This window comes from Acinetobacter sp. YH12068_T, assembly GCF_024606005.1.
GTDB lineage: Bacteria > Pseudomonadota > Gammaproteobacteria > Pseudomonadales > Moraxellaceae > Acinetobacter > Acinetobacter amyesii.
Window position 1 is genome coordinate 2,002,963 of record NZ_CP094555.1, and the last position, 12,365, is coordinate 2,015,327.

Annotated in this window: 17 protein-coding genes; all 17 read right to left on the minus strand. The window is 40.9% G+C overall.

Features of this window, described 5'->3' with window-relative positions; translation table 11 throughout:
- Positions 1-66: 66 nt before the first annotated feature.
- The 17 genes from pyrF to MST18_RS09780 all read right to left on the minus strand — a co-directional run bounded on the left by pyrF (position 67) and on the right by MST18_RS09780 (position 12,360).
- Positions 67-747, minus strand: coding sequence for an orotidine-5'-phosphate decarboxylase (pyrF, locus tag MST18_RS09700; protein WP_180132993.1), 681 nt, complete (start codon positions 745-747; stop codon positions 67-69).
- A gap of 242 nt (positions 748-989) precedes the next feature.
- A complete protein-coding gene (locus MST18_RS09705; RefSeq protein ID WP_180023907.1) occupies positions 990-1,355 on the minus strand; it encodes a lipopolysaccharide assembly protein LapA domain-containing protein in 366 nt (121 codons plus the stop codon).
- Positions 1,356-1,379: 24 nt separating this feature from the next.
- Complete coding sequence (locus tag MST18_RS09710; protein WP_067767464.1) at positions 1,380-1,682, minus strand: integration host factor subunit beta; 303 nt, start codon at positions 1,680-1,682, stop codon at positions 1,380-1,382.
- Between the two features lie 162 nt (positions 1,683-1,844).
- The gene (gene rpsA, locus MST18_RS09715; RefSeq protein WP_078193655.1) at positions 1,845-3,524 is read right to left on the minus strand and encodes a 30S ribosomal protein S1; all 1,680 of its coding nucleotides are present in this window, start codon (positions 3,522-3,524) and stop codon (positions 1,845-1,847) included.
- 107 nt (positions 3,525-3,631) lie between these two features.
- The gene (gene cmk / locus MST18_RS09720; protein WP_078193656.1) at positions 3,632-4,315 is read right to left on the minus strand and encodes a (d)CMP kinase; all 684 of its coding nucleotides are present in this window, start codon (positions 4,313-4,315) and stop codon (positions 3,632-3,634) included.
- A gap of 17 nt (positions 4,316-4,332) precedes the next feature.
- Positions 4,333-4,764 carry an SRPBCC family protein gene (locus tag MST18_RS09725; protein WP_180084221.1) on the minus strand — a complete coding sequence of 144 codons (432 nt, stop codon included), beginning with the start codon at positions 4,762-4,764 and terminating at the stop codon, positions 4,333-4,335.
- Between the two features lie 26 nt (positions 4,765-4,790).
- Positions 4,791-5,342: a tRNA adenosine(34) deaminase TadA gene (gene tadA, locus MST18_RS09730; protein ID WP_078193658.1), complete on the minus strand. Its 552-nt coding sequence runs from the start codon at positions 5,340-5,342 to the stop codon at positions 4,791-4,793.
- 7 nt (positions 5,343-5,349) lie between these two features.
- Positions 5,350-6,471, minus strand: coding sequence for an enoyl-CoA hydratase/isomerase family protein (locus MST18_RS09735; protein ID WP_078188941.1), 1,122 nt, complete (start codon positions 6,469-6,471; stop codon positions 5,350-5,352).
- A complete protein-coding gene (gene ung / locus MST18_RS09740) occupies positions 6,468-7,181 on the minus strand; it encodes a uracil-DNA glycosylase (protein ID WP_078193660.1) in 714 nt (237 codons plus the stop codon). The genes MST18_RS09735 and ung overlap by 4 nt, the downstream gene beginning before the upstream one ends.
- A 36-nt stretch (positions 7,182-7,217) precedes the next feature.
- Positions 7,218-7,814, minus strand: a complete 597-nt coding sequence (locus MST18_RS09745) for a 6-carboxytetrahydropterin synthase (protein ID WP_180077646.1) — start codon at positions 7,812-7,814, stop codon at positions 7,218-7,220.
- Positions 7,815-7,944: 130 nt separating this feature from the next.
- A complete protein-coding gene (gene gspK, locus MST18_RS09750) occupies positions 7,945-8,892 on the minus strand; it encodes a type II secretion system minor pseudopilin GspK (RefSeq protein ID WP_180094183.1) in 948 nt (315 codons plus the stop codon).
- A 39-nt stretch (positions 8,893-8,931) separates the two neighbouring features.
- Positions 8,932-9,561 carry a type II secretion system minor pseudopilin GspJ gene (gspJ, locus tag MST18_RS09755; protein WP_180133084.1) on the minus strand — a complete coding sequence of 210 codons (630 nt, stop codon included), beginning with the start codon at positions 9,559-9,561 and terminating at the stop codon, positions 8,932-8,934.
- A gap of 46 nt (positions 9,562-9,607) precedes the next feature.
- On the minus strand, positions 9,608-10,000 hold the full coding sequence (gspI, locus tag MST18_RS09760; RefSeq protein WP_078188947.1) for a type II secretion system minor pseudopilin GspI: 393 nt from the start codon (positions 9,998-10,000) through the stop codon (positions 9,608-9,610).
- On the minus strand, positions 9,990-10,547 hold the full coding sequence (locus tag MST18_RS09765) for a type II secretion system protein (RefSeq protein ID WP_078193664.1): 558 nt from the start codon (positions 10,545-10,547) through the stop codon (positions 9,990-9,992). Before MST18_RS09765 ends, gspI begins: the two co-directional genes overlap by 11 nt.
- A gap of 9 nt (positions 10,548-10,556) precedes the next feature.
- The gene (locus tag MST18_RS09770; RefSeq protein WP_078193665.1) at positions 10,557-11,171 is read right to left on the minus strand and encodes a TetR/AcrR family transcriptional regulator; all 615 of its coding nucleotides are present in this window, start codon (positions 11,169-11,171) and stop codon (positions 10,557-10,559) included.
- Positions 11,172-11,213: 42 nt separating this feature from the next.
- Entirely contained in the window at positions 11,214-11,987 is a 774-nt protein-coding gene (locus MST18_RS09775) for a TatD family hydrolase (protein WP_180132992.1), read from the minus strand.
- 31 nt (positions 11,988-12,018) lie between these two features.
- Entirely contained in the window at positions 12,019-12,360 is a 342-nt protein-coding gene (locus MST18_RS09780; RefSeq protein WP_111885061.1) for a PilZ domain-containing protein, read from the minus strand.
- Positions 12,361-12,365: the final 5 nt, after the last annotated feature.

A 12,365-nucleotide genomic window follows, 5' to 3' on the forward strand; every position in this document is an offset into this window, starting at 1 on the left:
AATCCTCTCCCAAAGGGAGAGGACTTTCTCTCTCCCTTTGGGAGAGAGTTAGAGAGAGGGTAAATATTAAAGTGTCGCCAAAATATCTTTTAAAGTCTGACGCATATTATCCGATTTAGTAATTGGACGGCCAATCACCAAATGTGTAGAACCATCAAGCATGGCTTGTTTAGGTGTCACAATTCGTTTTTGATCATCCGCTGCAGAACCCTCAGGACGGATACCCGGTGTTACCAATGCAAAGTCAGCACCCAAAGTTTCACGTAACATTTTCGCTTCTTGTGCCGAACACACCACACCATCCAAACCACTTTCTTTTGTTAAAGTCGCAAGACGCTTCACATGCTCAAAAGGTTCCACATCTAAGCCTAATTCCGCAAGATCTTCACGACCCATTGATGTCAAAACCGTAACAGCAATTAGCTGAGTATTGTAATTGCCCGCTTTTAGGCGCTCTACACAGGTTTCCATCATTTTACGGCCACCTGATGCGTGGACATTGACCATCCACACCCCCATATCCGCAGCTGCACAAACTGCTTGTGCTGTGGTGTTTGGAATATCATGAAATTTAAGATCTAGAAATACTTCAAAACCTTTATCATGCAAGGCCTTTACGACACTTGGACCCTCATGGGTAAATAACTCTTTACCAACCTTAACTCGACATAATGCAGGATCTAACTGCTCTGCAATTGTAAGTGCGTCATATTGGCTTTTAGCATCTAGTGCAACGATGATACTCAAGAGACTTACCCTTCATTTTGACAAAATTAGTGCATTATAGATGGATTCAACTTGATCAGAAAGTCATAAAACTCATGTTAATTGAAATGATTAATTTGAATTTAGCTATCTCATTATTTTATTTAAGATATATGGCTTATTTTTTCAGCCCATAAAAAAAAACACCCCGATGATCCACCAGAGTGTTTAATATAAAATTTAACTATACTCATAAAAGTAGTTAATTTACTTCATAAACCCAATTATAACGGGTTAGAAGGACGCTCATTTGCATCAATATCTAAAACTGTTTTTTCATGACGTGTATGTGCAGCCGCTTCAGCAGCAGCCAGTTGAGCAGTTTGAATTTGCTCTTTACGTAGGCGCTCAATATCTTTACGTAGACGTTTAATTTCCCAGTTATTTTGAAATACTCGGAATACTTGCACTGCCAATAAAAGACCTAAAACCAAACCTAATGACAATGTTAATAGCAATAAAAGCCCTAAACGCATTGCAGGCACTTGTGTAAACAACAAATCGACTGAAAGTTCAGTTCCGTTTTGCAGTACCAAAGCCAATGAGTATCCAAATAGGACTAATAGAATTACGACCAATACGTAACGCATAAACACCCCTAACTATGTTTTAAATTAGTTTGCAGATTCGTTTACCGCATCACGTAAAGCTTTACCAGGTTTAAAGTGCGGTACAGCTTTTGCTGCAACTTCAACTGATTTGCCGGTTTTTGGGTTACGACCCACACGTGGTTCACGGTGATGTAATGCAAAACTACCAAAACCACGGATTTCAATTCGGTTGTCTGTAGACAAAGCTTCGATCATTTGATCGATCATTATCTTAACGGCTTCTTCCACTAAGGGTTCAGCTAAGTGTGGGTTTTTAAGAGAAATACGCTCTATTAAGTCAGACTTATTAAGTGCTTCAGTAGTCATCTGCGACCTCTTTAATTATCAAGCTACCTAGGATCAGTTTCCCGATAATAACCTGTTTAAATACAAAACGGTAGCGTAATAATCACTTACTACGCTACCGTTACAGTAATTGTGTAAAATATATTAATTAATTTACATTAACAATACAATTCAAACACTTACTTAGTGGTTCATTTGAGCTTTGATCAAATCACCAATAGTCTTAGGACCATTGTCTGAAGTTGCTGTAGCTGTCTTGTTCAAGTTAGCTACTGCTTCTTTTTCTTCAGCTTCGTCTTTCGCTTTGATAGACAAGTTGATAGAACGTGATTTGCGGTCTACGTTGATGATTTTAGCTTCAACTTCTTGACCAACTTCAAGGAACTTAGTTGCATCTTCAACGCGGTCGCGGTTGATTTCAGATGCTTTAAGAGTCGCTTCAACTTCGTCAGCTAACTTAACAGTAGCGCCTTTAGCGTCAACTGCAGTTACAGTACCTTTAACAAGCGCACCGCGTTCGTTAGCAGCTAAGAAATCGTTGAACGGATCGCTGTTCATTTGTTTGATGCCAAGGCTGATACGGTTGCCTTCAGCGTCTACTGAAAGGATAACCGCTTCAACTGTGTCACCTTTCTTGTAACGACGGATAGCTTCTTCGCCTTGTTCGTTCCAAGAAATGTCAGACAAGTGAACTAAACCATCGATACCGCCTGGTAAACCGATGAAGATACCGAAGTCAGTGATTGACTTGATAGTACCTGATACTTTTTCACCTTTGTCGTGTTCTTTAGCAAACTCTTCCCATGGGTTAGCACGAGTTTGTTTGATACCAAGAGAAATACGACGACGCTCTTCATCAACTTCAAGAACCATAACGTCAACTTCGTCACCGATCTGAACAACTTTAGATGGGTGGATGTTTTTGTTAGTGTGGTCCATTTCTGAAACGTGTACTAAGCCTTCAACGCCTTCAGCGATTTCAGCGAAGCAACCGTAGTCAGTTAAGTTAGTTACACGAGCTTTAACGATAGAACCTTTAGGGTAACGGTTCATGATCGCTAACCATGGATCTTCGCCTAATTGTTTAAGGCCTAAAGATACGCGGTTACGTTCGCGGTCGAATTTAAGTACTTTAACAGTAACTTCTTGACCAACTTCAACAACTTCTGAAGGATGCTTGATACGTTTCCAAGCCATGTCAGTGATGTGAAGAAGACCATCAATACCGCCAAGGTCAACGAACGCGCCGTAGTCAGTAAGATTTTTGATAGTACCAGTAACTGTTTGACCTTCTTCAAGCTGAGCAAGAAGAGCTTCACGGTCAGCTGAAGATTCAGCTTCCATAACAGCACGACGAGATACAACAACGTTGTTACGTTTAGCATCTAGTTTGATTACTTTAAATTCTAACTCTTTACCTTCTAAGTGAGTAGTATCACGAATAGGACGAGTATCAACTAAAGAACCTGGAAGGAACGCACGAACTGGACCGATGTCAACAGTGAAACCGCCTTTAACCTTACCAGAGATAACACCAGTAACGATTTCGCCGTCTTCAAAGATTTTTTCAAGTTTAGTCCAAGTTTCAGCACGTTTAGCTTTTTCACGTGATAAAACTGTTTGACCCATACCGTTGTCAAGAGCTTCAACAACTACATCAACAGTGTCGCCAACTTGAACTTCAAGTTCACGTTGTTCATTTAAGAATTCAGCGCGGTCAACAATACCTTCTGATTTAAGGCCAGTGTCAACTGTTACCCAGTCAGAGTCAATGCTTACTACAACGCCTTGGATGACAGCACCCTTTTCAACGTTGAGGTTTAATTCGCTTTCTTCAAAGAGGGCTGCAAAAGATTCGGTCATGATATACCTAGTAAAGTCAGCGGTCTTGGATCAGACAAGGCCGGTTTAATTAAGCGTCTACATAGTCCGTATAAGACTGATCAAGCTATGCTTCTGCTGAAAATTCTTTAGTTTGCTAATTGCTGATCGATGTAATTCGTCATCAGCGTGAATACTTCATCAATACTCAAAGTTGAACTATCAATGAAGTAAGCATCTGGCGCAGGCTTGAGTGGAGCGACTGCGCGTTCCATATCTCGCTTATCACGCGCTTCGATATTAGCTAAAATGTCGTTTATTTTAACATCCACGCCCATAGCCTGCAACTGATTTACACGGCGCTCCGCACGGGACTGAGCAGAAGCCGTTAAATAAATCTTGGCTTGGGCATTTGGAAAAATCGTAGTTGCCATATCACGGCCATCTGCAACCAAACCAGGTGCTTGAGCAAAGGCATGCTGACGTTCTAAAAGCGCAGTTCTAAGTGCAGGAATTGCAGCAACTTTTGAAGCAAACTCTCCAACTCTCTCAGTACGGATAACTTTTGAGACATCTTCACCATCTAAAAGCACCGAAACACCTGCTTCATTTGTCACAAATTGTATGTCTAAATTTGTTGCAATTTTTACGCATTCATCGAGCTTAGAGTCTAATGCATCGATTAAGTCTTGCTTATGCAATGACAATCCCAACAGACGATATAACGCACCTGAGTCGAGTAAGTGGAACTGATAATGTGCCGCAATTTTTGCTGCCAAGGTTCCTTTACCTGAGCCACTTGGGCCATCAATTGTAATGATTTGAACTGTCATTGCTCTTCCACTTTTGTTTATACGGTTTTTGCAAGTTTTGAAAAACCAATTTTAATCGCTGACTTCAGTTGCGCAAGGATTAATTGACTAACGAATGGCGCACGCACCTGTAATTCAATCGTATAAGTGACTAAAGTACGCCCGGCATCGATCGCTTCGAATTGAATCACGCCCAAATGATGCTTCACCAATGGGTTTTTAATAATTTTATATTCAATACGTTGGTTTGGCTCAAGCAAGGTAATTTGCTCTTGTAACGGTTTCACTGGCCCAAAGCCCATACGGCGCACAGAACCCACACCATCAGGACGTTCAGGATCTACTGAATCTTTAACACGCACCACTTGAATCGGCGCAAAAGCCACGTTATAGGTCGAATGTTTTGAAAGTAATTCAAAAACTTGCTCGACCGGTGCATTAAATTCTTTTTTTACTTGAATGGATTTCATGATGTACCCTATTTTATTTGACAATATTAATTGTCAGTAGAGTTTACTTGATTTTTTAAATTAAGTTCAGTCAAAGTGGCTTTTTCCTGTAACTTCATCAGTCGTTTTTGTTCACGACGCATTTTAAAAAAATCACTTAATTGTTGGGAGCATTGCGCTTGTAGGCAACCATGCTCAAACTCAAAGATATGGTTATAGTAGCCTGAATTTAATAATTGACGCGAACTGACCAAAGAACCTGCTTTAGGCTCAGTCGTCGCAAATACCACACGCTTAATTCTCGAATGTACCAAAGCGCCCACACACATTGTGCATGGTTCCAAAGTCACATATAAGGTTGCATCGTCAGGTAAACGGTAATTATCGATATTTAAACAAGCTTGACGCAAAGCTTGTACTTCCGCATGTGCGGTGGGATCTTTCAGAGAAATCGGCGCATTAAACCCTGCACCTATGACTTGATTTTGACTCACAATGACTGCGCCTACAGGAATTTCTTGCAATTCGGCAGCTTGTGCAGCCTGCTCGAAAGCAAGCTGCATCCAATGTTCATCACTATATAGATTTTGTTCAGACATCAATTAATTAAATTACACCATACTGTCTTAACAGTGCATTCCAACTGTCAATATTGGTTACAGGAGGCTCATCAGCCAGAATTCCTTTAAGGGAAAGATCTGTACCTTTTTTCCATTCTGGAGACAGGTCTTTATCGACTAGACGGGCGCGTACACCTTCCACAAAGTCTGCATGACGAATTTTCCAATCCGAAATTTGGGTTTCAAGTTCAAACACTTCATTCCAAGAATGTACCTGCTTGCCCCACTGCCATAACAACCATGTTAATGCGGCGGTTGCAGGTGAACCTTTTTGTAGATTTTCACTGGCTTGACGTAACCAATCACTACGCGCATCACTTAAACCTATAATTGATTCATAGTCATGTTCAAAATTATGCCCACGGCACACACTTTGAATCACATCTAACGAGTTTTGTAATGGCCCCGGCCCCACAGGACGATGCATACTATTTAAAGTGTCATCAATGGCACGAAAATCGCCTGCTGGATAATGATCCCAATCAATATTGATGACAGTTTCAAGTACGTTATCACGCTGTGCATCACAAATATGCGTTGCCCAACCGATACCATAAGCACCTGCTGCAGTCATAATCGAGCCGGTTAACCCAGTAAACAACCCAATGGCACCACGGTCAGCAAGGAAACGCGTCGCACCCACATCTGGATACAAACCAATATTAATTTCAGGCATTGCTAAACGTGAATAAGGTGTCACCAAACGGAAAGGTGCGGCCATAAATAGACCTAGGCCACCACCCATCACATAACCTTCGCCCCAAACCAAAATCGGCTTTGCATAATTATGCAGCAGCAAATCTAAGGCATACTCTTGTTCAAAGAATTTATTCGCTGTTTCAACTTCATCATTGACCACCAATTGTCGCAATTTGCGTACATCGCCACCTGCACAAAATGCTTTTGGCGTAGTGGAATCTAACCAAATCGCCTTTACAGCATCATCGTGTTGAAAGTCCTGAAAGACTTCAAGCAACGCTGTACAGATTGATTCATCTAATGCATGAAGCGATTTTGGGCGATTCAAGCGAACAATGCGCCAGCCCTTTTTCGCTTCTTCAACAATCAGATCTGGGTGATAATTTTTTGAAACGGGAGAATAAGTCATGCGTCCAGCTGCCAGTCTATTGGCTCAATGCCATTTTGTTTAAGATAATTATTACTTTTTGAAAACACCTTACAACCAAAAAATCCACCGCGGTTTGCAGCCAAAGGAGATGGATGCGCGGCTTTTAGCACTAAGTGCTTATTTTGGTCAATGCGTTGTCCCTTACGCTGTGCATATGCCCCCCATAAAATAAAGACAATATGCTCACGTTGTTCATTTAAAACATCAATCACATGGTCTGTAAAATCTTCCCAGCCACGTTTTTGATGTGAAGTTGGTTGCCCAGCCTCAACAGTCAGTACCGCATTTAAAAGCAAGACACCTTGTTCTGCCCAGCGTGTTAAGTCCCCATGTTTTGACACAGGAACCCCGAGGTCGGTATTTAACTCATGGAAAATATTACGTAAAGAAGGTGGTAATGCAACCCCCTTTTGTACCGAAAAGCTTAAACCATGTGCCTGATTTGGCCCATGATACGGGTCTTGGCCTAAAATCACCACCTTTACATTTGCCATAGGTGTCGTGTTTAAGGCATTAAAGATCAGCGGATTCGGTGGATAAATCACTTTATCCTGTTTGATTTGTTGTAGCAGAAAGTCTTTTAACTCATCCATGCGAGGGCTAAGCAAAAACTCACTTAGGGCATATTTCCAGCTAGGCTCAAGCTGCACTTTAGCGAGTTTTGCTTGTTGCTCTTCTGTTAAAGACATCACTGTTAACCAATCCTAATAAAACCAAATATTTACTTAAATTCTAACTTGTAAATCAACTGCAGGGTTTAAAAATTTTTGACCCTGTTTTAATTTTTCATACATCTGGGTATCGTTCCATTCCGACTGAACCTGTTCGGAGAAGATAATTTGATCTAACTGCAACAACCCCATTTGTGCGTTGTCGATATCTTCTAAGAAGCTTTGCGCATAGCCTGTGTCTGTCTCATGCACGATCACAGAATACACCTCAACATCACCCTCACCATTTTGAGTTTCTGTTGATTTTAGAACTTGTTGTGCTAAGTAAAAGAAGATTCGTGAAAATTGTTCCGCTGAGGGCGATACGGGTAGTTCGACCCAACGTGCACTGAACTGTTTGCAGGCACGAATGTACTCAGCATCATCGTGTTGCCAAAAACAAATCGCGTGATCAAAACTGTCAAATAAGTCTTTAATTACCCCTTTGAGCAAACCAAAATCGTAAACCATTTGTCCATGGTCAAGTTTCGACGCTTTAAGTAATAGTTCGACTTTATAACTGTGTCCATGAATGGAACGTTTGCAACGGTCTGACGTGCAATTACGCACGATATGCGCGTTTTCAAACTTAAATAACTTACGAATTAACATGTGTCGTAATGCAATCAAATAATCTATGGGTTCTCAGAGATTATAATGCAAAAGTCTAACAAGAGGCATTAATTTTGCTATTCAGCACAATTGGGAAAAGGCATCATGAAAATTTAGCGACCTTTAAGACCTAAAATGGTGCCATACTGCGAAAAGCCACATATACATCTTTATCTTTTCGCACTAACTCACTGGTAAATTGACGCTTTCTTTCATTTAAAATAATTTCAATTTGCGCTTTAAAATAGTTCGACTGCACACCCAATTGTGAATTTAAAACTTCCCTATTTTCTGTGCTCACCTGTGCAAATGGCTCCATTGCCCATAAATCATTGATATTTTCGAAATGTTCAAATTTGGCAGCTTTTTGTTGCAAAGCTTGCTCAACTGCATTGACATCTAAACGATCATCCATAGTCGCTAACAAAAATGCAGGAGCGGTATTAATGTTTACCGTTGTTTCATGCGAGGGCAAGCTACTCACATAGGGCGCAATCAGTTTATATTGAGCACCTTCAAAACCACGGACTGATTTCAGTTCTTCCACACTATGAAATTTTGCATTTGGCGGTAATGCCGCATTATTTAAACCACGATAGTACGCCAGCTCTGCTCCCATCGGGCCAGAGGTCTCATCATTTTCATCTTGCCAATCAATCACGGCTTGACTTAATTCTGCGGGTAAACCAACACGCTGCAATATTTTTTCAAACCATAGCTTTGCTTTGTCATTTACCACACCTTCTTCTGAAACCAAACTATTGAGGTTAAATTTTCCAGATTCGTCTTGCAGCACACCTGCAACAGTTCCACCTTCCACTGGAAAGGCGGGCATAGGCTGAGCCCAATTTTCTTGGAGGTGATCCACCTGCCCTGCATTTTCGGCATCATTTACTAAAAGTTCAGCAAAAAATGCTTCGGCACTTTTCGCATATAACAACGACTGATTTTGGCGCATCACATAAGCGGTATTTTCAGAAGTATGGGCTTGTTGTTTTGCGATGCCTGCTGCAACTATGGTTGCCAAAGCTACCATCATCAGGATAGTTAACAAAGCGATGCCACGTTGCTGTTTCATACGCAACTCCGAACTTCAAATGACTCTACTACCTGACCGCTAACCATTCTTATTTTTATCCAATAAAAAATCAGTATTTAACAAACTGAATAACCATTCGTAGTTTGTCCCATCAACTGTGAGCTGCATCCTGATACCCCGCGGTAACAGTTGAATGGTTTTTTCATTATTCAAATCAGCGGCAGCATCTGGCCAATTCTCTAACTCATTTGGATTGAGTACCGTGATTTCATATTGTTCAACATTATCCAGTAAAACACTCGAATCTGGCTGATCATGCCCCGTTTGGTTGAGATTTTTAAATTTTAGCCGATACAATTTTTTTTCATCAGCTTTGTATTGATATTCCACTCGCTCGTCAGGTGCAATGCCCTGATTTAATGGATCAGTGACACCTGTCTTACTGAAATTAAATCGGCCATTTTGCAATACTAACGCTGGTTGAATATCTCCATTAATATTGGCAGTTAACGGCACAGCTTGTACAGTGTCTCTGAGTATTTGCTGATGGGCATCTTGCAACTGACTGAGCCTTACTTCATGGGTTGCGTTTCGCTCTTTCACTTTCGAGACATAATCAAAGACCTTCCAGCCCAAAGCAGACAGCACTGCGAAAATAGCAATCGCAACCAAAAGCTCAACTAAGGTAAATCCTGCTCGATTCCTCATTCCTTGCTGCACAAGCACAGGCATATCTTGAGATGTACGTTTTTTTCTAATTATTATTTTCATCCAACGGAGCCTTATAGTTAAAGAACACCAAACTGCTAATCCCTGCTTCAACATCGCCTGTTTCAGCATTCATCAAACTCACTTGGATATCAATACGTTGTACATTTGGACTAATGGTGGCTTGGGCTTTTTTGTCAATTTGCCATTGTTCGCCTTGTTCAGTGACTTGTTTAGATGCAGTACCTGTCATCCATTCACGATTGATTTCCATCTTAGCGATTTCATTCAACGCGACGAATTGTGCTTTATTTCTTAAAATTGCGTGTGCTGTCGACTGTGTATATTGCATCGCAACATTAGACAAAGCCATTGCCGCCGTCGCAAAAATCGCCAATGCCACCATGACTTCAAGTAGCGTAAACCCTTTAGCCCGCATTGACTTTCCCTAAATGATCAATTTCGATTTCATTACCAATGGGACGTTCTTCAAAATAAAACTGTATACGCACAGGCTTTACCTCACCATTGCCCAACCATATCAACTTGGGTGCATTGGTATTTAACAAATCATCATTATTGGCATTTTCATACTGCTGATCTAAAGGCTGAATTGTAAAAGAGACATTTTCAGGTAATACTCGGGTTTCAAAATCTTTATAGTTTTGCCATTTATTATTTTGATTTAAAATACTATTTTCTACACGTTTTTGTTCTGGTAAATATTCTTGTACCGCATAGCTTTGCGTGTTGACATCCGTTCCAGCTTTTTGCTGTAAAGCCAATATCAAAGCTTGATCATTTGCATCACGTAAAATTCGTTTCAGATCCATCACAAACACTTCGCGTGCTTGCATGGCTTTGCGTTGATCTGTCCCACCAATATTTAAAAGTACCAATGAGGCCATGATGCCCATAATCACAATCACCACCATCAATTCTACGAGGGTGAAGCCACGAACCGATGATGGTGATGCACTTTTCATAAGCAGCCTTTAAGCGAATTGAGCAACCGCATGCACTTGTTTTGGTAAGGCCAAGGCTTGATCAATATAAGCAACCCGCAAGGTGTCTCTTGAACCCAAATAACGCTGATAAAAACTAGAGTTCAAAATTGCTGCAGCGCCATGTGTAAGTGACCAAATCGAAGCAAGATAATCACGTACTGGCATGCTACTTTGAATCGACTCCAAATAATGCTCAGTCATACGAATGATCAATCGTAGGCGTTGTTTGCGCACTTGATAAAGTTCACTAAACAAGTGTTGAATACCCACACCCGTTGTCGATAAACGCTCTTCAATTTGATGAAACAACACTGTACGTTCTGGGTGATGTAAGTGATGCAACATAAAGAAAGCAAGGTGTTCAGGAAAAGCTTTATCGGTGTCTTTAATCATTTCCAATAACATGCGTTCATTACGAATAATGAGCAACATATATAGTTCATCTTTACTTTGAAAATGTTTATATAACGTCCCTTTTGCCAAGTCGAGTTCTGCCGCTAGCGCATCTAGTGTCATCCCTGCTTCGCCATTTTCCAATAGCAGCTGCTCTGCCACTTGGAAAATTAATGCCTCTCTTGCTCTAAACTGAGCTTGACGATCCATCTTCACCCTATACTCTCTTACTCTTATATCAATTCAAATTATTTACTTAAGATTGAGGAGATTTTCAAAGTTTTGCATTGTAATGAAAGCCATCTCTTCAATTGACTTATCATATACATCACTTAAGGCTTTGGCTACATAAGGAACGTATTTTGGTTCATTAGACTTTCCTCTATAAGGCATCGGTGCAAGGTATGGGCTATCTGTTTCAATCAGCACGCGATCCAGTGGCACTTGCTTGGCCACATCACGCAAATCTTGTGCATTTTTAAAAGAAACAATGCCTGAAAATGACACGTAATAACCACAATCTAAGACAGCTTTTGCCGTTTCCCGATCTTCAGTAAAACAATGCAAAATACCGTGAGTAGATTTCTCTGCACGGATAATATCAACCGTATCATGCTTTGCAGAACGGGTGTGTACAACCACTGGCTTTTTCACGGCCTGCGATGCGTGAATATGGCGGGCAAAACATTCTTTTTGCTCTGCAACAAAGTCGGTACTATGAAAATAGTCCAGCCCTGTTTCACCAATCGCCCAAACCTTTTCAGGTTGTGCTAATTCAATGAGATATTCTTCTGTTGCCCGAGCCATCGTTGCAGGATCTTCACATGGGTGCACCCCAACGGAATAACCCACATCAGCATGACGTGATGCAATTTTTGAAAGTTCGATATGGTCATCTAGATCAACCGAGATACTCATAAATTTTGAGACCCCGGCTTGACGAGCCTGATCCAATGCAAGATCTAAATTACCCTCATAAGGGCTTAGGTCGAGCATGGTTAAATGGCAATGGGTATCTACAAACACAATATGTACCTACAAGTCTTCACTGTTGTAACTACATAGTGTAACTTCTACGCCCCTCAGATTTAAGCCCTGCAAGTAAACGTTCTGCTTCTGTTTTAAAATAAACGCCTTTTTCGCCGCTTAATTGAATTCCAAAGCCTTGTGGTTTAATGCCATTTTGCTTTTGCGAAATCCAAATCACTTTTCCTGTCAAAGGAATTTTTATACTTTGTTCAGGCAAAGTGGCCAATAAGAAAACCTCATCACCCATTTTCACAGCTTGCTTTGATGGTACAAATAGACCACCACCAACGACATAAGGCATGTAGCTCGCAAAAAGTGTTTCCACATCTGGAATATTAGCGTGAACAATCCCGCCCATACGTGGTTGCATGATGT